General features: G+C 45.3%; 14 protein-coding genes. 7 read left to right on the top strand and 7 right to left on the bottom strand.

The features are described from left to right. The first annotated feature begins 23 nt into the window (after positions 1-23). Positions 24-1,484, top strand: a complete 1,461-nt coding sequence (locus ACIFQM_RS08445; protein ID WP_430065258.1) for an exosporium glycoprotein BclB-related protein — start codon at positions 24-26, stop codon at positions 1,482-1,484. A gap of 67 nt (positions 1,485-1,551) precedes the next feature. Here ACIFQM_RS08445 and nirD read toward each other — a convergent pair whose 3' ends face one another. Next, positions 1,552-1,872, bottom strand: coding sequence for a nitrite reductase small subunit NirD (gene nirD / locus ACIFQM_RS08440; protein WP_430038403.1), 321 nt, complete (start codon positions 1,870-1,872; stop codon positions 1,552-1,554). A 42-nt stretch (positions 1,873-1,914) separates the two neighbouring features. Continuing rightward, positions 1,915-4,344: a nitrite reductase large subunit NirB gene (gene nirB / locus ACIFQM_RS08435; RefSeq protein ID WP_430038405.1), complete on the bottom strand. Its 2,430-nt coding sequence runs from the start codon at positions 4,342-4,344 to the stop codon at positions 1,915-1,917. Positions 4,345-4,656: 312 nt separating this feature from the next. On the opposite strand from nirB, the gene ACIFQM_RS08430 reads away from it, so the two are divergent. From ACIFQM_RS08430 to ACIFQM_RS08410, 5 genes are all read left to right on the top strand, one after another. Continuing rightward, positions 4,657-5,229, top strand: coding sequence for a TetR/AcrR family transcriptional regulator (locus tag ACIFQM_RS08430; protein WP_430065256.1), 573 nt, complete (start codon positions 4,657-4,659; stop codon positions 5,227-5,229). A gap of 45 nt (positions 5,230-5,274) precedes the next feature. After that, positions 5,275-5,625, top strand: a complete 351-nt coding sequence (locus tag ACIFQM_RS08425) for an Asp23/Gls24 family envelope stress response protein (protein ID WP_430038409.1) — start codon at positions 5,275-5,277, stop codon at positions 5,623-5,625. A 333-nt stretch (positions 5,626-5,958) separates the two neighbouring features. Continuing rightward, positions 5,959-7,620 carry a spore germination protein gene (locus ACIFQM_RS08420; protein ID WP_430038411.1) on the top strand — a complete coding sequence of 554 codons (1,662 nt, stop codon included), beginning with the start codon at positions 5,959-5,961 and terminating at the stop codon, positions 7,618-7,620. Between the two features lie 24 nt (positions 7,621-7,644). Next, positions 7,645-8,748 (top strand): GerAB/ArcD/ProY family transporter, encoded by a 1,104-nt coding sequence (locus tag ACIFQM_RS08415; RefSeq protein ID WP_430038413.1) that lies wholly within the window; start codon positions 7,645-7,647, stop codon positions 8,746-8,748. Continuing rightward, positions 8,741-9,934 (top strand): Ger(x)C family spore germination protein, encoded by a 1,194-nt coding sequence (locus tag ACIFQM_RS08410; RefSeq protein WP_430038415.1) that lies wholly within the window; start codon positions 8,741-8,743, stop codon positions 9,932-9,934. Before ACIFQM_RS08415 ends, ACIFQM_RS08410 begins: the two co-directional genes overlap by 8 nt. 202 nt (positions 9,935-10,136) lie before the next feature. On the opposite strand, the gene ACIFQM_RS08405 is transcribed toward ACIFQM_RS08410, so the two are convergent. From ACIFQM_RS08405 to ACIFQM_RS08385, 5 genes are all read right to left on the bottom strand, one after another. Then, positions 10,137-12,491, bottom strand: a complete 2,355-nt coding sequence (locus ACIFQM_RS08405; RefSeq protein WP_430046647.1) for a glycoside hydrolase family 2 TIM barrel-domain containing protein — start codon at positions 12,489-12,491, stop codon at positions 10,137-10,139. A gap of 81 nt (positions 12,492-12,572) precedes the next feature. Continuing rightward, the gene (locus ACIFQM_RS08400; protein ID WP_430038419.1) at positions 12,573-13,367 is read right to left on the bottom strand and encodes a Nif3-like dinuclear metal center hexameric protein; all 795 of its coding nucleotides are present in this window, start codon (positions 13,365-13,367) and stop codon (positions 12,573-12,575) included. Between the two features lie 255 nt (positions 13,368-13,622). Beyond that, entirely contained in the window at positions 13,623-15,980 is a 2,358-nt protein-coding gene (locus tag ACIFQM_RS08395) for a beta-galactosidase (protein WP_430038421.1), read from the bottom strand. A 22-nt stretch (positions 15,981-16,002) separates the two neighbouring features. Next, positions 16,003-17,289, bottom strand: coding sequence for a cellulase-like family protein (locus ACIFQM_RS08390; protein WP_430046634.1), 1,287 nt, complete (start codon positions 17,287-17,289; stop codon positions 16,003-16,005). Next, the gene (locus tag ACIFQM_RS08385; protein WP_430065278.1) at positions 17,282-20,632 is read right to left on the bottom strand and encodes a DUF5107 domain-containing protein; all 3,351 of its coding nucleotides are present in this window, start codon (positions 20,630-20,632) and stop codon (positions 17,282-17,284) included. The genes ACIFQM_RS08390 and ACIFQM_RS08385 overlap by 8 nt, the downstream gene beginning before the upstream one ends. A 137-nt stretch (positions 20,633-20,769) precedes the next feature. On the opposite strand from ACIFQM_RS08385, the gene ACIFQM_RS08380 reads away from it, so the two are divergent. Then, complete coding sequence (locus ACIFQM_RS08380; protein ID WP_430038427.1) at positions 20,770-21,651, top strand: helix-turn-helix domain-containing protein; 882 nt, start codon at positions 20,770-20,772, stop codon at positions 21,649-21,651. The last annotated feature ends 86 nt before the right edge of the window (positions 21,652-21,737 follow it).

The following is a 21,737-nucleotide window of genomic DNA, read 5'->3' as shown; positions in this document are numbered from 1 at the left end:
TGGTGAGGAGGAGATATTTGAACATGAAACACAGAAAACCGTTCAGGTTCAGTGGTGCTTCAAAAAAAGACGAGGACTGCAAACCACCTAAAATTAGCAGAGAAACGGAAGAACTTCTCAAGCTGATTAAGGAATTAGTCGCCATCATCCCACTCGTTTTCGCACACCCGTCTGCGGCTAATGTAACTTCATTGCAACAGATTTTACAGCGCTTATTAGCTCTCGCGCATAAATTGAGACTTAGAGGCTCGGCTAAGACAGATTTATTAGCGGCGTTGGAACTGGCTATCGTAGCGTCGGAAGCCACTCCTTTCTCCCCGATCGGTGTTGGAACAACACTGCAACAACTGCTGGAGGTCTTATTGTCTATTATTTTGCAGGAACCCCTTGATCCTGCTCTTAAAGACAGCTTGATCAGTGCAATCAGAAGCGCCGAAACGGCTATCAGTATTGCGTTGGGTGGCACGACAGGAACCCCCGGTCCACAAGGGCCTGCTGGACCTGCTGGACCTGCTGGACCTGCTGGACCTGCTGGACCTGCTGGGCCTGGCGGGCCTGCTGGGCCTGGCGGTGCTCCAGGACCTGTCGGTGGACCAGGGCCGGTAGGTGCTGCTGGACCACAAGGAGCTGTGGGTCCAGTTGGACCCGCTGGCGCTACAGGGGCTACGGGCGCGGCAGGACCCGCCGGGGGTGCTACGGGCGCTACTGGAGCCACGGGCGCGGATGGCGCTGTCGGCGCTACGGGCGCTGCGGGCACTACCGGAGCTACGGGCGCTGCGGGCACTACCGGAGCTACGGGCGCTGCGGGCGCTACAGGGGCCACGGGCACGGCGGGCGCTACTGGAGCCACGGGCACGGCGGGCGCTACTGGAGCCACGGGCACGGCGGGCGCTACAGGGGCTACGGGCGCAGCGGGCGCTACAGGGGCCACGGGTACAGCAGGGGTTACTGGAGCCACCGGTTCGGGGGCAATCATTCCATTTGCTTCGGGTGGACCAGCAATTTTGACAACCATTCTCGGCGGGCTGGTTGGAACCACAAGTTTGATCGGCTTTGGAAGCTCAGCAACAGGGATTAGTCTTTTAGGTGGAGTCATTGACCTGACAGGTACACTTGTAGGGCCACTGATTAACTTTGCTTTTTCTGTACCACGGGATGGTGTAATTACATCCATTGCTGGATATTTCAGTACAACAGCTGCGCTAACTCTCGTTGGATCAACCGCGACGATTACTGCCCAGTTGTTTAGTTCGACTACACCTGATAACACCTTTACAGCGGTCCCTGGGGCTACCGTTACATTAGCTCCACCACTGACTGGCATCATTGCCTTGGGTACCATTTCCAATGGCATCACTACCGGATTGGCTATACCAGTAACTGCGCAGACTCGCCTGCTCCTTGTCTTCTCTGCAACAGCTACGGGACTCTCCCTCGTAAACACCGTCGTGGGTTATGCGAGCGCAGGCATTACCATTACCTGATCCAAGACGAAAAGGGCTCAGCAGGACTTGTTCCTGCCGAGCCTTTTCTTATTTGCATTAAAGTGCATTAAAGTGATATTTTCACTTCTTCTCCATCTTCCCGAATGGTGAATGTTTTAATTTGTCCGTGGTCAGGCTCTTGAACGATACCCGTCTCCAAATCAATCTTCCAATCACATAGCGGATCATAAATGTAATGACCGGATACCATCGCTTCGGTAAGCGGCCCCCCTTTAGGATGCGGGCTGGAATTTTCAACAGCGTAAAGCTTGTTCTCCGAAGTGCGGAAAACTGCGATTTCGTTATCATCCAACCGAATCGTCCGCCCCATTCTATTTGGAAAATCCTTACTGTGACCGACGATAAGCCACTCAGCATGTTTGATCATTCGCTTGATTGCTCCCTTCTCCAGGCATGATTTTAAATACATTCACACAACAGACGGTGTAACGACTTCAAATAAATTTTTGCGCGAATCGGCATCGTTGATGATCTTTTTCCATGGGTCTTCAACCTGTTGCAGTGCAAATTCGATCCGTTCTATTAAAGCTTTGCGATGATCTACATCGTGCACGACAGCCTTCCGAATCTCTTCAAGGCCGGTCCGTTCCACCCATTCCGAAGTACGCTCCAGATATTGGCCTGTTTCCCGGTACAGTTGCATCACGCTTCCCACAATCTCAATCAGTTCATCGTCCGTTTTCACTTTGCAGAGCGAATCAGCCAACCGCGCTTTTATACCACCGTTTCCACCGATAAAAATCTCCCAGCCTCCATCATTGCCTACAATCCCGATATCCTTTGTACATGATTCCGCACAGTTGCGCGGACATCCGTTGACCGCTAATTTAAATTTTGCCGGAAAATCCAATCTTTCAAATTTCCGTTCCAGCAATTCTCCCATTCCCATAGAATCCTGTGTACCAAATCGGCAAAATTGTGATCCAACACAGGTTTTAACCGTACGAAGAGATTTGGCATAGGCATATCCCGACGGCATATCGAGTTCTTCCCACACTTTAGGCAAATCCTCTTTACGGACACCAATCAAATCCAGCCGCTGTCCTCCTGTTACTTTAACAACTTTAACGTTGTATTTAAGAGAAACATCAGCTATTTTCTTCAAATCCTCTGGAGTTGTTACACCGCCGTACATTCTTGGCACAACTGTAAACGTTCCATCCTTTTGAATATTCGCGTGCAGCCGCTCGTTCACAAACCGGGAATCTTCCTCATTTTCATAGGTATCCGGGTTCATCATACCCAAGTAATAATTCAGCGCCGGGCGGCATTTGGAGCATCCTTCATCATTATGCCAACCAAGCACATTCATGACTTCACGCGTCGTTGTAAGACCCTTGGTTTTAATAGCCGTTACAATCTCATCCCGGCTCCATGTTGTGCAGCCACATATTCCTTGCTTGGCTGTCGTCTTGAAGCTGTCTCCAAGAACATACTGGAGAATTTGTTCAACGACCGGCTTGCACCCTCCGCAGGACCGCGTTGCCCCGGTACATGCCTTAATTTCGTCGACTGTGGTCAATCCATTTTCATGGATCGCATCAACAATTGCCTTTTTGGTCACACCGTTGCAGCCGCAGACAATTTCATCATCAGCCATCGTTTCAGCGGATAAGGTTTTAGCCCCGTCTTTACTGCATCCGGTACCCATGAGCTGTCCATATATCTCATCTGTCATCAACGTTTGCTGCCGCACATACTTCTGAAGACTAGCAGATTCGCTCACATCTCCGAACAGTACGGCTCCAACAATCCTATTTTCCCGAAGCAACACTTTTTTGTAAGTGCGCTTCCACTCATCCTTGGCTACAATCACCGTATGCTCAGAAGCAGTTATGAATTCACCAGCCGAGAAAACGTCCACTCCTGAAATTTTGAGCTTGGTAGAAACCACCGATCCCATATAGCCCTCGGTATCCGCACCTGCCAAATGTTTGGCAATTACACTTCCCTGTTCAAACAGCGGAGCAACCAGACCGTAACAGATCCCTCGGTGTTCAACACACTCCCCTACTGCATATACATCCGGCATGGAGGTCCTCATCATATCATCGACCACAATTCCACGGTTCGTTTCCATGCCACTTTGCACAGCCACCTGAATATTTGGCTTGATCCCGACGGCCATAACGACCAAATCCGCTTCCAGTTCGCTTCCGTCCGAAAACCGCAGTCCCTGTACCCGATCTTGACCGTACACCTCTGCAGTTTGCATTTGCATAGCAAACTTGATCCCCTGACGTTCTAGTTCTGCCCTCAGCATCGTAGAAGCTTCCGGGTCCAGCTGACGCTCCATCAGATCCTCCATCAAATGAACGACCGTTACGTCCATGCCGAGATTGACCAAGCCTTTAGCCGCTTCCAGTCCCAACAGCCCTCCACCAATGACTGCTGCCTTTTTATAGGTTTTCGCCGCCTCAAGCATTGCCGAGCAATCGGCGATATCTCGAAAACCGATGACGCCTGGTAATTCTTTTCCCGGAATAGGCAAGATAAACGATTGAGAGCCAGTAGTCACCAAAGCTACATCGTAATCCATTTCAAGTCCGTCCTCCGTGTAAATCCTCTTTCTTTCTCCGTCGATGCTTCGCACCGTTTTCCCAGTATATAAAGTAATACCTTGGTCCTCGTACCATTGCAAATCGTTCAGTATGATATCATCAATCGTCTTACTACCTTCCAGTACATAAGAGAGCATGATCCTGTTATAGTTCGGATGCGGCTCATTTCCCAGGACCGTAATTTCATACTTATCCGTTAATTTTAAAATTTGCTCGACCGTATTGATGCCGGCCATACCGTTTCCAATCACAACAAGCTTTTGTTTACCGTTTGTCATGTACCGGTCCTCCATTCATTCGACAAGATTTCCTACGTTCTTATGAATATTGCTTATGCTACTATTCTAAATACAGCAGATTGAGCTATATGTGATCACAGTCACAATATAGTTCAAATTATAAATGTTTAGGGATTTCCCTATTCAAATTCAAGGGATTCAGGTAAGAAACTGAAATTGAGTTATTATGATGATTTTTGAAAAGTGGATGCTCCTATTTGACTCTTCTCAGTATTTGATTTAAAATTCAATTAAATGATACAAAAAACTATCAATTAATAATATATGATATCAAATAAATAAGGAGTTCCCATGAAGAAAGACATGACAACGATCAAGCAAGTGAGGCTTAACAGCCTTTTGGATGTAGCTACCATGCTACTTATTGACAAGCCAAACGCCTCCATGAATGAGATTGCTGATTATGCAGGAATTGGTATTGCCACATTGCATCGATATGTTGAAAGCAGAGAGCAACTGATGATTTATCTGGGATTTCGGGCCATCGAAGTCGTAAGTGAAACCATGAAAGGGATTTCCTTGGACGAGGAAAACTATGAAAATTACATTCCAGAGTTGATTGAGGCACTTATTCCGTTAGGAGACAAAATTTATTTTCTTGCTCATGATGCATCCGTCAACTTCAACAAGGATATTGAAGAAGCGGATCAGAAGCTAAGGGAACCCATCCTGCATGTGATTGAAATATTGCAACAAAAAGGTTATTTTCACCTGCATATCGATAAAGATTGGATCATGAATGTCCTCTACTCGTTACTATTTCTAACATGGCAACAAGTAAGGAACGGCAATATTGCGAAAAATTCTGCGGCGGCACTGGTTGTAAATACTTTTTACCATGGATTCAAAGCATCTGATTACTGATCACACTAGATTATGAAGAGGCGAACCACGCGAGGAGGAATCTACATGTTAATTCAAAACGTATTGGGGAGTATTGCGATTTCCAAAGATACTATTTCTAAAATCATTGGCAAGACAGCAACGGCAACAATGGGAATCTCATCGATGTCAACAGGAGTCGTCGAAGGAATCACTAACAAGTTAAGTGGGAAAAGCCTGCACAATGGCATTGAACTTCATGTGACAGAATCAGGACTGGATGTCGATTTAAGCATTGTCGTTCATTACGGAACAAGAATGTACGATGTAGGCAGAGAATTACAGAGGAATGTTCGGGAAGCCATCGAGAAATATACGGGCCTATCCATTGGCATGATAAACGTCAAAGTACAAGGGATATCCCTATCCGTTAATTAAATCGCGCAGCAATCCTTTCTACAGAACAGCTTAAGTTCTATGGCACTCCACATCATATATTTTATAGATTAATCGACAAAGAAACCGTCCTCTGGAAGAATGGAACAACCATTCAACATGCCCCAGAAGCGGTTTTTTTTGCTTTCTCCTACCATTTATCCCATCCAAATTTTCTGTATATATCCTTTCCTTCTCTGCATCTTCGGAAGTGTTATGAAGAGATAGCAAGTCATCAGACAGTGTAATGAGTAAATAAATCCTTTACAAGGAATACTTTATGGACAACCTGCTATTCTACGGGGACATGAATTGAATTGTTTGGGGGTCATCATCATGTGGTCTAAAATAGTACCTTATATTCCAAGCTGGGCTACATTATTTCAGGCAGCCCTCGCGTTGATTTTTCCATTAGGGATTTATTATATAAACCGCTCAATATATTCACTTGTAGGAAGTAAGGGAGCGAATTCCAAACAACCTGCTGACCGTCCAATGGATGATAAAGACCACGCTGATCAGCAGCAGGCAACAGGCTCCAAAATTTCAGGGAATTATGATGCCGATTTGAAATCACTCCAAGAGGCTATAGGCGAGAATAGTGATGTGCATTTTCGTGAGTTTATGGCTAAGAAATTTCATGCACGGTCCGTGTTAATCTTCATAGAAGGTATGCAGGATGAAGGGCTTATAAACAAGCAGGTATTGCAGGTATTGATGCTTGACGGCCAACAGGAACAATCGGAAAGCATAAGTAAGTCTTTTATAAAAGAAAGCTTGATGCCACTTACGCAAATCAGTGAAGTTGCAGATATGGAGAATCTGTACGAATTAATCCTTTTGGGCTATACCGTGTTATTAATGGAAGGCCTGAATGAAGCACTGCTGGTCGGGCCCCCTAACGGCCCCGTTCGACCCGTGAATGAGCCGACCTCTGAAGCATTACTTCGGGGTCCCAGAATCGGCTTTACGGAAGTATTAAGTGAAAACACTTCGATGCTTAGACGTCAAGGCCTAAATAAAAGTCTGGAAATAAAGAAATTTCAGGTTGGAAGCAGAATCAAAAAAGATCTGGTTATCGCGTACATCAAGGATATTGTAAATCCGGATCTTCTTCAGGAAGTGAAGGACAGAATTTCAAAAATAGACATGGATTTTTTACCTGAATCCGGTTATGTGGAGCAACTTATTGAAGACAATTATTTAAGTCCATTCCAGCAGGCTCACAACACTGAACGCCCCGACCGTGTCATGAGTGCTTTGTTGGAAGGAAGAATAGCGATTCTGCTGGATGGTACTCCCTTTGCACTTATTGTTCCGGTGACCTTCAGCATGCTGCTCCAATCTCCCGAGGACTATTATGAGCGCTGGATTCCAGGGACACTTTTACGCGTGTTGCGATTTTTCGGAGCTTTTATAGCGCTTATGGGTCCTGCTTTATATATCTCTTTTATATCGTTTCATCCCGGTTTGATTCCAACCAAGCTGATCGTTAGCATCATCGAGACCCGTCAAGGAGTCCCTTTTCCATCTGTCATCGAAGTTATGATTCTGGAAATCTCTATCGAAATCCTGCGGGAAGCCGGCATACGATTGCCCAAACCTATTGGTCCTGCCATGGGCATTGTGGGAGGCTTAGTCATCGGCGACGCTGCTGTCAATGCGGGTATTGTTAGCCCTTTCCTTGTGATTGTTGTTTCGGTTACTGCCATTTCATCGTTTTCGATACCGTCATACAGCGCGGGCATTACCCTGCGTCTCTTACGTTTCGCCGGAATGCTCTTTGCAGCCCTTCTGGGCATGTTCGGAACGGTATTGTTCTTCCTGTTAATTTGTATCCATATGACGAAATTGAAAAGCTTTGGGGTACCGTATATTACTCCTTTCACACCCATACGTCTAAGCGACTGGAAGGATCTGTTTATTCGTGCTCCTTTGACGATGATGAAACGAAGACCCGTTATGATGAAAACTCAGCAAAGCAAGCGCAAATCGTAGCACCCGAAGGAAGGAGGAAATATTGTGTTCAGACGCTCTGATGATAAGATCACATCCACACAGGCGGCAGTATTCCTGACCAATACTGTATTGGGCGCAGGGATTTTGACACTCCCGAGAGGTGTTAGTGAGACGGTAAAGACTCCTGATGCATGGCTTTCTGTCCTGATCGGCGGATGTATTGTCATATTCGTGGTCTTGCTTATGGTGAAATTAAGCCAACAATTTCCCGGTAACACTGTGTATCAATACTCCAGAAGAATCGTGGGTATCATTCCTGGAGGATTTTTAAGTCTGCTATTAATTATATATTTTCTAATCATCGCCGGCTTTGAGATTCGCGTTTTAGCTGAAGTGACGATTTATTTTTTGCTTGAAGGGACACCCATCTGGGCGATTGTAATTCCATTCATCTGGGTGGGAAGTTATCTGGTTTTTGGAGGCATTAATCCCATCGCGCGGTTATACCAGATTGTACTCCCGATCAGTCTTTTCTTTTTGCTCCTCTGTTTTGTCCTTAGCCTAAAGGTCTTTGAAATTGACCATCTTCGTCCTGTATTGAGTAACGGTATTCTTCCAGTAGTTAAGGGACTAAAGTCGACCGTCCTTGTTTTCACTGGATGTGAAGTCATCATGACACTGGTCGCTTTCTTGCAGCACCCTGAAAAAGCGGCCAAGACTATGGTAGCAGGAATCAGCATTCCTTGGGTATTGTACTTTTTGACAGTCGTTATGGTAGTCGGCGGGTTATCGGTGGATTCTACTGTGACAAGTACCTGGCCCACCATTAATTTAATGCGCAGCTTTGAAATCCCGGGGTTTCTTTTTGAACGTCTTGAGTTTCCGCTGCTGGTGATTTGGATGATGCAAATGTTTTGTAATTTCTGCAGTTTTTTCTTCAATGCATCCTTAGGTGTCTCACAGGTGTTTGGCCTTCAATATCGTTATGCTGTATTTGTCTTAATCCCGCTTATTTTCATCTCCACTATGGTTCCTGTACGTATGAGTGAAGTGTTTAGTCTGGGCGATGCGATCGGATACATGGGAATTATTTTATTTTTTCTGGTCCCGGTACTTCTTTCCATTATTTTAATAATAAGAAAGAAGGGAATGAAGCAAAATGTATAGACGACATATCCTATCTTTGCTGCTTGCCTTCATTCTTCTGGTAACTCAAGCTGGTTGCTGGAGCAGCAGAGAAATAGAGGAGCTAAGCATGTATACAGGACTGTCACTGGATAAGGGTGAGCCTAGCACAGTGGAGCAGGACCTGGAGAAGGAAGGCAGCTATTACTTCAAGAAAAATAAAATTACTGCCACTGTGCAAATCGTCCCCAAAAAGTCTTTTGGAAACGCGGCAAAACAAGCAGGTGGACAAGGGCCAAACTATATCAATATAGCTGGCACCGGGGATTCTGTACTTGAAATCTTCCGGCAACTCTCCATCCGCCTGGATCGCCCGATTATTGGTCACCACTTGAAGGTCATCGTGGTTTCTACCGAACTGGCGAAACAACAGGCGATGCAGCAATTAATGGATTTTGTGCTTCGTGATAATGATATTCGACCGAGTTGCCTGGTTTTCTTAAGTAAGGGACGAGCAGCTAACACATTGGTCACAAAATATAAGGACGAGGTCCCTTCTTTCCATATATTGTATATGATTCGAAACCATTTCAGAACCAGCAAGTTAATGAGAGGGATCAATTTGTCTGAATTGGATGGGCTGATGCATTCCAAAAAAAGCTATATCCTGCAAAACATTATTGAAGCCGAAGGAGAACTTGAATTTTCAGGTGCCAGTATTATTAAGGGAGACACCGGCCACTGGCTCGGCAATTTGGGGCAACAAGACGTGGAAAGTATTAGTTGGATTAAAGATGATGTTGAGGGTGGAGCTATTAAAACATATGATGAGCGGAATCAACCTATAACTTATGAGATCAAATCGGTAAATAGCAAAATAACCACTAAGGTGACTGAGGGAAACGACATCTCCTTTCATGTCAAAATTGAATCCAAAGGGCGTTTAATTGAAGACTGGGATGATAAAATGGACCCGACCAAGACACAAAACATCAAAAAGGCTGAGAAAGAGTTTGAAAAAGAAGTAACAAGGAGGCTTAAAACTCTTATGCATAAGCTACAATCGGAATATAAAGTCGATGTTGCCGGTTTTGGCGAGCACTTGTATATTGAGCAACCTCAAGTGTGGAAAAAGGTAAAGAAGGATTGGGATTATAAATTCAGTCAAATCCCCGTAACTTTCGATGTTAAGTTATCCATTACGGATTTAGGTTCATCTGCTGAATGAAGTCCTCCCTTGAGTTTGGCGGTTACCATCAGGGAGCGGATGTCGATGAAATAGAAACCATGAGATACGGCCAAGCCAAAGGTGTAACAGGACACAATGGGATCAAAGAAACATCAAAAAAAGCCGATATCTTCTAGACTAACAATAGCCGCTCCTGAATTTTTTCAGAAGCGGCTACACTGCCATCACCGTTATTGAATGGTCATTTGTATTCATGCTCAATATTTAGTCTGGTTTCTCCCTGCAACCCTCCATCTGCTGAAGCTTGAAGCAACAGCTCACCTGCCAGATATCCGGATTGCACAATAACGAGACACCTGCCTCTGTGTGTTCGTATCTGGTTTCCCTGGAAGGGTTCATCACGGGTGAGATCGCCGTTATCTATTCCAAGGATACGACCATCACCATGTAGTGTAAAGGTCACATCAAATTCCTGATTAGGTACAGTGATTCCATCTTGATCTGAGACAGTTACCTCCACATGAGATATTTCATGACCATTGGCAGGTAGAACCGTCCGATCAACCTCCAACTTTAGAGCATAAGGAAGCCCGGAAGTGGTTAATTCATGCTCACAGACCTTCTGATTTCCAATACTGCCAATAGCCCGGATGGTGCCCGGAGTATAGGGAAGCTCCCATTTGATTAAATGATCAGGGTAATCGGCAAGCTTTCTCTCACCGTAAGATTCATCGTTCACGATCAATTCCACGCGCTCACAATTGGTGAAGGTAACTAACCGTACCAATTTTCCGCCGTATTCAGGAAATGTCCAATGATCTTCCATACCCGGAGATTTCCAGTGCATCGTCCACGATGGATTGTGTTCCGGCTTCATACGTTCGTAAAGTACAGCAATGTGCACCATAGGCTCATCTGACCATAAGCTTTGTTGAAGATAGGATACAGGTTTGCGGAACCCGCAAGTATCAATCAGACCCGAGGACCACCCTTTGGAGGGATAGCTGGTTTCTCCCAGATAGTCAATCCCGCTCCAAACAAATTGACCCATCACATAATCATGATTAACGACATCAAACCAGGGATTGTGGGGCAAATAACCTTTAACCCGGTTATCTTTACCACGATAGTATGGGAAAGTCTCGGTTCCAAGGATTAGTGTATCCGGCATGGCGCTTCTGTAGTGCTCATACCACTGCTCCTGATAGTTTAACCCCAGAACGTCCACTCGTTGTGCCAGCAGCCTGGTATGCTCTACCTTGGCTTCAATCGAACCATCACGCAGGCTGATCGGTGTATTATGCGGCTCAAGCGCACAGGTAACAGGCCGGGTAGGGTCCTTTTCATGGCAAAAGGCAACGAGCTGCTCCAGCATCCTGAGCATGGACGGCTGGCCCTGGTTCTCTACTTCATTCCCCACACTCCACATGAAAACGCTGGGATGGTTTCTGTCTCTTACGAGCATCGCCTCCAGGTCCTTTTCCCACCATTCATCATATAAATGCTCATAGGAAAGAGATTTCCATTTGTCAAAAGCTTCGTCCATTACCAGGAACCCCATCTGATCACAAAGATCCAACAATTCAGGCGCCATCGGATTATGGGCAAAACGAATCGCATTACAGCCCATTTCCTTCAGCTTCTGTAGCCTTCTTTTCATGGCTGTATCATGGTAAGCAGCTCCCAGACAGCCTAAATCATGGTGAATGCAAACTCCCTTTAACTTCAAGCTGCTTCCATTCAGAAATAAACCCTTTTGAGCGTCCAGTTTCACTTCTCTTATGCCAAAAGGGGTTCGATAACAATCTACCTCTTTATTGTCGCAATAAATGATGGTTTGAGCTTCATAGAGCACCGGGTTCTCCGGTGACCATAATTCTGGCTCTAAAACCCGCGTTTTTTGCTCCATTTCGCCCGCTTCAAAGCCCGATAGAGTCACTCGGTTTTCAATTTTTCCTTTTACTTGTCCCTGTGAGTCCAGAATTTCAGTCACAATATTACACTCTACAGCATGCTCATGATGATTAGTAACCTGGATTCTGGCACTCACCTTGGCTTCATCTGGCGAAATTTCAGGTGTGGTGATGTAAGTCCCCCATTCGGTTACATGAATATAATCCGTACAAATCAGCCAGACATGACGATAAATACCGGACCCCGAATACCATCTGTCAGGCGGAAGAGTCGTATTGTCCACTTTGACAGCAATCACGTTATCCTCATCCCACCGAATATATGGAGTCAAATCATATTGAAAACTAATATATCCATAAGGCCGCTTGCCCACAAAATGCCCATTGATCCAAACCTCACTGTTATGGTGAATACCATCAAATTGTATGTAAACGCGCTGTTTGGGAGAAGAGGGCTTCACATTAAAATGCTTGCGGTACCATCCGACAGACCATCTGGGCAAATAAGCTTGATTCCCGCCATACAGCATATGTGGATCAAAGGATTGTTCTATACTCCAGTCATGAGGAACTTGAAGGAGCCGCCATTGCTCATCGTTATAATCCATCTTCTCGGCACCCGTGAAATTTCCTTCTATAAATTCCCAGTCTGTGTTGAATGGCGTAATCACTCTGCTTCCCATCATCTTGCCTCCATTTCATAAAAATTGATGAACGGAAATAACAATAGCGCGGGATGATCATCACAATAGATGTGTTCTCGATTACAATATTTGAAACACCGGGCGATCTTCAACAAAGTGTACGGGAAGCATTGGAAATTGGGCGGAAAGTACATCAGCAAGATATTTCATACCAGGCGCTTCGCTTTCAGCATGTCCCAGCATAATAAGGGCTTTACTTCGGCCCTGATAGACAGCGTCTTTCACATATTCTGGTGTTTCCCATTCGGGTCCTTCACCAGCAAGGATCAAATCCACATTTTCATTTAGAAATAGCGGAATGGCCAGTTCAGTACCGCCCCTGTAGCCTACCATAATCCCCACTCGTTCACATGGCATGGAAAGCTCCCCAGCTACCCGTACATAACGAATATGAAGCTTGGCCTTGATATATTCAGCGACCTCCTTAACTTCCATAGCTGGAATCGTCAAAATGGCGGACGTCGGCTGCTGTTTCACAACATAGGTGTGCCAATCAAGTGCCTGGAGAAGTCCAACCATCACTCCATCTGGCTGATAACAGTGCATGGTGTCATGAAAACGATAAATACCTAGACCCGAGTCGGCAATCAGACGGGATTTTTGCAAAAAGACAGGGTCATGCCGTAAACCTTCCTGTATCCCCAGATGGCTATAAAAAATGCCTTCATGCGTAATGATAAAATTTGCGCCTAGAGAAATAGCTTCTTCTATCACATACTGCGACGCGCAGAAAGCGGTTACAATTCCTTGCACTTCAAACTCCACATGCCCTGGGTTAAGCAGATCTACGGTCGTGTGAGGTGTGCTTATTCCCTTGGTCAGATGGTTCACAATCTGTCCCATGGTCATGGTCATGGTCATGCAGGTATCCCTCCTCATGGAGAATGCACATCAATTGTACCATTTTATTTCAGTCATGGATGCTATTCTTTTTAGTAAAACAGCCAGCGCCAAGGGAGTGACTGTAGTATAAATTTATTTATACTATATTGAATTTAGAACTTCTCTAGCCAATTTATAAAAAGTGTCCCTTTGGGCTCACTTCGATTGTTATATGTAATTCTGAGGACCAGCATCTTATCTGGAGATCAACATCGAAAACTGCCCGGGTTACATGGTGATTTTGATCTCATACACAGGTACAATGCTGACCGAGCTGATGTCCACGATTCGTTCCTCCGTCGTCTCTTTCCAGCCAGCCATGGTCGTATTGCTGTTGAGAACCTTGCCTTTTCGAATGGGGGAAACATACACATACATTCCTTGCTCGATAAGCCGATGCTCAAAGGATTTCAAACCCATTTCCCAGGTCGTATGGTTGCAGAAGTTATCGTGAATCAGTTCGCCATCAATGAAAGCATAACCGATGTCTCCAGTATAATCGATACGCAGTAGAGCCTCCTTGATTCCGTCAAACGCATTTACATTGAAATCAAGAGTGAATTTATCGTTATTAACCCTTTTCAAATTGAAGTGTATTTCTTTCTTGGGAGCCTTTAAATGATACGTTTTAAATAATTCACTTTCTGTTATTTCAAGCAGCTCTCCACCGGAAATGGATGTGATCGGGGTGTCAAAATCCGGGAATACACTCAGTGTCACCATCTCCTGATCCGTTGATTCCAGCTTGATCTCAGCTCCAGATACAAGTACATTGGCACTTGTCACAATGACTCTGTCCCGACCTTGCAGGTTTACCTTCCAAAAATTAAGACTTTGTTCATCAGTCATCGTGTAGATGGAGACTTTATTGCCACTTTCAGCTACCAGGTGGATGAGACTATCTTCCTCTTCCCCAACCTTAATGATCGTGCTCCCATCCATTTGCTCTATCGAACCTTTGTCGATGGTGGCACTGATCATATCTTTTGACTCCATTGCATAGGTTCCTTTCATACCCTCCGGTACAACGAAAAAATAATATACTTCTCCAGCCTCTTCTATCCTTGTTATCAGCTGTGCCGTTGCATATTTGAGCTTCATTCCATCCAAATTGAAATTAAATGGCAATATAGCGAAGCTTTCACGTCCTAACGTCAGCTCACCTTGACTAGGTATGACAATCGTTTCCTCGGGTAGCTCAATGCTTACCTTAAAATCGCACAGGTCAACATTTTCGACATGGTCTTGGAAATTATTCAGAAACAGGTAACCCGATCCGGCACTGGAGCGCACTGCATATCGCAAGGTATCTACATCATAAGGGTCCATTTGGGACGTATCGCCTGGCAGAATAGTCTTCGTTAGGGAGAATTGCTTTTGGAAGGTTGAAAAAAAATAATGCTGTAGCTTTGTTCTTTGGTATGATTCCCTTACTTGTCCGAATTCGCCGATCATGGCATTGAAATCATAGGATATTTTAGGTGTAGCCAGATCATTGGTGAACGGGTTAACCTTACCCCTAGGATTCGAACCCCCATGATACATGTAGTACCCGATCAGATTACAGCCCTCTGCAACCTTCATGACAGTCATCGCTGGAACACTGCGATAGGGAAAGGCAAACCGGTATTTATAAAACTGAACCATACCGCCACCCATCTCGCAGCAAGCGTACGGATAATCTTCAGGGGCATATAGCGGCTCGAAATTGTAGCTCCTTGGAATCTTGTTATTATGCTTGTCTCGAAAAATGTATTCCGGTGTCGCAGGATGCTCGTCCATCCCCTCCAGACGGCCCTCTTCGTAGTAGATCCATGGCCAGTAGGCATATCCGCCCCATAGGGGCAGCATATCAGGTACAGGCGTTGTGGCTCCTCCCCATCCTGTGCACGTATAGATCGGAGTATCAATCCCCGCTTCCAGAGCTATTTCTTTAAGTTTTAACAGATGCGAATTACCGTCACTTCCACTGTTTAACCACATATCATTAATTCCTACAGTCAATGCCCACTGAGCAGATGAATGATAATGCTCGTTTTCGATTTGGGTGCCGATAATCGGCCCCCCCTCCTTATATAACAATCCTTTAACCTGCGCACCGATTTGGTTATACATTCTTCTTGTATAAAACAGATACCCCTCATCATTAGAACGAACCTCAAAGGGCCGACCGAATAACCAATCCGGCATACCGCCGTTTCGGATTTCACCATGATTGAAGGGTCCGATCCGAATCATAACGTATAGCTGATGTTTGCCACACAACTCGATGAAACGGCGAAGGTTTTTATTCCCACTCCAATTAAAAACACCTTCAACCTCTTCATGCAGGTTCCAAAAAATATAAGTTGCAATGATGTTTACGCCGCCCATTTTTATTTTAATCACTTCATCTTCCCAATAGCGTTCATCATAACGGGCATAATGGAATTCACCACAAATGCCGAAAAAGGGCTCTCCATCCTTCTCCATAAAATAGTTAGTGAATCCGATCTCCTCTCCTTTTGGATGGGTGCCGCCAAGCTGAATATGACCTTTAACAATATACTTGTGATCGTCTGTGACCGTAATTCGATAGTTTCTCATGAAGTTCACTCCCCTCACTCGTTCATATTGAATTCAGGATAAATTGATTCCACTTGCGCTGCCAGGCTACATCATTCCAGAATGGATGATGCGGAGCACAGTTGGAGCAGAGGGTCATTCCCCAGAATCCAAGTGCCATTCCTTTTCGCAATACATATTCAGCGATAAATTTACCGACTGGGCCTTCTTCAAATTGGGCGTACAGCGGCGTGTAGCCTACATAGCCTTCTCCTATGACAATGGGAATGCCGGAATGACGGGTCCATTCATGAATTTCTTCCAATCGGGAGTCCGCCTTCTGCAACATGGCCATTTTATGATCTCCATACCGATCATACAAAAATAAATCCCATTGATCGGGTTCCACCCAGTCGTGCAAATAAATAAGCCTCATGCCAACCGGATTGCCTTCCATCCGCCAATTTTGCTCCGGAGGCAGGGTCCACTCTGCAAATGGAGGTGCGTCTTCTCTTAATAGGGATTGTACAAAGGGATTGGGGAATGGCGACAGCTCATCATCAAGCCCTGCCGCTTCCATTAGCTCATTAAGCACCCCTTTAATATACAGATGAAAATGGGCAACCTGCATATTGCGCGCGACGTAAGCTTTAGGGTAGGCTTCATTTAACGTATAGCTGGCCGTCATCATCATATCGGGATGACATTGGCGAAGATAGCCAACCGCTTCCTCTACATAGGGCTGCATGGCTTCAATAAGCGCTGATATATTCGTTTCTGCTATGCCTTCAGATGTTGCGACGGCGTTTAACTGTCCAAACTCCACTTCGTTATGCAACTCTGTATAGATAATCTGGTTTCTATAGCCTTCCGCTGTAACGAAACGAATCAACTGATCCATCGACCTTGCAATGGTCATACATCTTTCCTTAGGTGGAATTGCAGCTAATTCATCTCTAAGCTCAGCATGAGCCAGAAAGCTGGGACTCTGCTGATATTCCCAGGAGGATAACATAATGTAACAGCTATGAGCCTTTGCTTGTCTAAATAGCTCAAGCAAATGAGCATGCCCATCCAGCACTGCGCCTCCGCGACAGTTATACCAGCGCGTACGCTGGCCTACTTCCCCAAGGCTCGCAAACTCCAAGGGTCCGGGGCGTTTGCCATCTGCCGTAAACAACATGAATGGCATAGCACATATTCGGATCGTATTGTAGCCTCTTTCGACCGCTTCTTTAAAACGGGCTTCAAGATCGCTATAGGGCTCACCTTCCTGTGTCATGGTATACCAAGAGAAATCCCACATTGTGATCGTCAATTTGCGCGGTACCCTTTTCAAGAGATTACTCAATTAAGCTCCCCTCCCAGTCCATATGATTCCATGCTCCTTGATGGTTAGCTTCCAGCTTAAGCACCGCTTCAAAATGCAGGATAGCTTCGTCCTGTCGCCCTAATCCAAGCAAGCCAAGTGCTTTCATATAAGTACAATGGATCTGATTACGAATATTCAAATCATCTTCAAAAATAAGAAAGTCGGGTAACGAAACCGCGAAGTAATCCATTTTCACGGGTTCAAACAAGTGTCTTTCAGCGTAATCAATCAGCTTGTTGAATCGGCGATTGCCTTCCTTGACATGACCGAGTTTCTTCCAGGCCAATCCTTGGTAAAATATCATATCCGGCTGTTGATCGTTGTAATACATGGCGTTGGTGGGTTCCTCCAGTCCTTGAGAGGCCGTGGAAAAGGCCAGCGCTGCCTCATCTGTTAATTTCAATCGCTCATACGCGCAGCCCAAATAATAGTAGATATCGTTATCCTGGGAGCCCTTTAGCTTACCTTCGCCAAGGTTCTCCGGATAAACTAAAGCCTCTCGCAGCCCTCTTACAGCCTGTTCAATCCGTCCAGACCTCAGGTCGGACTTGGCAAGCTCTATTTTGGCAAGTCTATACTGTCCGGTTACCTTACCCTCTCCGCCTTCCCATGGATGAAATGTTCTGCCTGTCAGTAAGGACAACGCTATCCTATGCTGCTTCATCGTATTGTGAACGGTTACATATTCCAAAAACAGATCATCGCGAAGCTTAACGATCTCCGGGTAACTCTCTAGCAAGTTCAATCTGTCATCAGCCTTGATGTTCAGCTTCTTATAAAGCTGGTCAAGCTCATAAAGAACACGCGCGTCTGATGTATTGCCTGCAAAGGCCTGCTCTAACGAATGGCGAGCCTTCTCTATTTGGCCTTGTTTGTTAAAATATCCAAGCGCAAGATTACGGTGAACAACGGGGTAGGTATCATCAATGGAACGTGAAGTTTCCCAGCAAGCAATGGCATCCAAGTGCCGTTTCTTATCATAGAGTAAATTGCCCAAGTAATAATGAGCCTTTCCATCCCCCGGTTTCGTTCGAATTGCAGATTGCAACACGTCTAACTCAAACAAACTGTTAGGAAAGCAGTAATCGGGTACTGCTTCGGCTGCCTGAGCGAGAGCCCTGTTCGCCTGCTCGTGCTTGCCAATTTTAGCATAGCAGAAGGCCTGAACGTAATGCAGCATAGGGTAGGTTTGCGCCTGCTCTGGAGCTCCTTCCAGCACGAATGCCGCATCCTCATAAAGTCCTGCCGCCGCATAGTCCGATGCTACTGCTATATAATTATGCACATCTCCACGCATCCATTTTTTCAATTCTTCGAAGACCGTTATAGCATCAGATCGTAACCCAAGAGCCTCTAAAGATAATGCCTGCTCACGGTAAGCTCCAAAATCGGCGATATCGAGCGTAATCGTTTCCCTGGAAAAAGCTATTGCCGCTTCGTAGTTGCCAAGCTTACGAAAAATGGCCGACTTAAGGTTGCGTGCTTTGTAATTACGAGCATTTCGGATGATCGAACGCTCGACCAGCTCCAATGCTTCTTCATAGTTCCCTTTTTCCGTCGCAATCTGCGCAAGTGAGAAATACCCGCTGTCTTGCCATGCCGCATTCCATACTGATTTATAAAATGCAGAGAACGCCTCATCCAGTCGCCCTTGGTGCTTTAGCGATAAACCAAGCTGATAATAGGCCTCACCGTCATAGGGGTTAGCGTTACGCCAGGTTACCCTCGAAATGGCTTTACGGAAGCACGCTTCACTTGCTGAATACAACCCTCTACGAAGAAGCAACGTACCATAAGCTACATTTATGCGGCTGTCATTTTTATCTCTTTTCAGGCCCTCCAGATAGTACGCCTCGGGTTCAAAGGTGGCATGACGGTATTGCTCCAAGTGTTGTCCTGCTAGATACAATTCTTCGTTCGTTCTTAATTCCTCCGGTTCTGGCAGGGGAGCTGCCGCAGCTGGCATCTGTTCAACTTGCTTTTTCTTCGGCTGGTAGCTAATCAGCTCCCTCCCTGCTGCTTCTTTGACGGTTAAGCATAGTTCATTATCCTCATCCTCAGCCAAGAGATCGATCTTCTGTACAAAGGCCATACCAGGTTCCAGATCTACAGATTCCTTAATATAGATTCTCCGCTGGCTGCTTAATTCCACGATGGCTTTAAGAAATGGCGAAGTCACATAAACTCCAATCTGTGCTGTCCCTTCGCTGCGATCCATGTCCAAACTTACGGCTGCATCAATTGAAGCATTTTTGACCATACCAATATGTTTATAAGGCATAAAATACTGCGTGAACGATTTTTCTTCATACGGCTGAAGCCAAGTAAAATCCGGTTGGTTATCGGTATATACACCCGTCATTAACTCGATGTACGGACCGTCTTCGTCAGTCAGATTCCGCTCCCATGCCTGGCCGAATTCGCCATTGCCCCATGTCCATTGCTTTTTTCCGGGAGAAATATGATGGTTGGCCACATGCAAAAGCCCGGCTTGCTTCATATGGTCGTAACCACCTATGAAATTGTAGTCCGATTTATAGGCCATGTACGAGGTGGGGACAGGAATATTTTTATATCGGGAAATATCAACACCTTCAGAATAATCCATTTTATAATAAGTGCCCGTAGCGATCGGGAAACGGGATACATCTCGCTTTCCATGGTCGAACACGGCTGATACGTCCGGAGGAAAAACAGATTGAGTGTGATCATGTACCGCTACGGCTGGATTTGCCCACCATAGAAACGTTTGAGGCTCGGCAGTCCGGTTGTATAGCTGGGCCCCAATTTTCAGGTATGCTTTATCCGGTTGAAGTGTAAAGCCAGCGGTTACTTTCGTGCCGAACATACGATCCATTTCGCTCACCCATACTGTCGCGCTTCCGTCCTCACGTTCTTCCAGCTTGTATTCGACGGGTCCGTAAGTGTTGGGACGGTGATGCTGAGGCCAGTTAAACTCTATGCCTCCCGATATCCATGGCCCCAATAAGCCAACGAGCGCTGGTTTGATGACCCTGTTATAATAAACAAAATCGTAACCGTTGGTCTTGTCGACCGCACGATAAATACGACCTCCCAGCTCTGGCATGATCTCAATACGCAAATATTTATTTTCCAGAAAAACCAATTGATAATTTCCGAGCTTCTTATCATCCTCAATTTTATCAATTACCGGATGCGGATACACTCGACCGGAACTTCCTTGGTAGACACGTTTCTCCAGAAACATTGGATTTTTGTCGGGTTTGCCAATGCCGTACGTAGGGACCTGCACGGTCTCCTCCCACACGCGTGCCTTAGCATCGAAGTTGCTCAAATTCATCACTCCTTTGTAGTCGCTCTTATATTCAGAGCTTACAAGTAAGCGGCATTACAGACAATTGACAATCCACTGTTTATGATGGATTATATACGTATTTCTTCATTAGAGCTGCGCCCAACTGGGGGGATGAATAGATTATGAATAAGAAAGCTGATGGATTTGAGGGTGAAAGGTTATATGTCCTTCCACCCTATATGTTGAATAAATTAAAATTGAATCCGCTTACACGAAATCTATATATTACGGATATAGGCTGCTTTAGCCATGCCCGTCATCATTTTCGCGAAAGAACGCATGGCTGTGACTCTTATATATTCATCTACTGTGCCAGCGGAAAAGGTTGGGTACGAACGGAGAATAACATAACCATTTGTATGACGGAGCGAAGCTTTGCTTACATTCCCAGGGACATGCCACATGCTTATGGGGCTGACGATGAAGATCCTTGGACGATTTACTGGTTTCATCTCCAAGGGGACCAAATGGACGATTTCATGGTATTGTTTGACCCTTTTAAAACGTATGTTACAATGGCTGCCAGTGATGAAGTCAAACTACTGGAGCTATTTCATCAGTGTTACGACCTTTTATTGAACAAATCATACTCTATTATACATTTAGTTCAAGTGTCGCAAACTGTTCGTTATCTGCTGAGTTTTGTTTTATCTGTTGCATTTCGCAAGGAAGACAGTACGTACCAGAGCCATGTTGATAAGGCAACACGTTATATGAGCGAACAATTGGAATCCAGCGTCTCGTTGGAGGAGCTTAGTCGGCATGTTCAGGTATCCAGGCAGCATTTGAACTTGATATTCAAGCAATCAACCGGCTACTCTCCAGTCGATTACTATTTAAGAATGAAGATACAGAGGGCCAGTCAGCTTTTGGACTTAACAAATGCTTCTATTAAAGAGATTAGCATACAACTCGGTTTTAGGGACCCGTACTACTTCTCCAGACTATTCAAAAAAATAATGGGCTGCTCTCCTTTGGTATACCGAAATAATTTGAAGGGTTGATCTATATTCATCAGGAGCGTTCAAATTTGCTTCTATCGGGCTACCGCAAGTCACAGATCATTTACGAATCGGGGGTGCAAGGTCTA

Origin of the sequence: Paenibacillus sp. NRS-1782 (assembly GCF_050467685.1) — a bacterium.
Taxonomy (GTDB): domain Bacteria; phylum Bacillota; class Bacilli; order Paenibacillales; family Paenibacillaceae; genus Paenibacillus; species Paenibacillus terrae_A.
The sequence above is the reverse complement of the archived record's forward strand: the minus strand, read 5'-3'. Positions and strand labels throughout refer to the sequence as shown.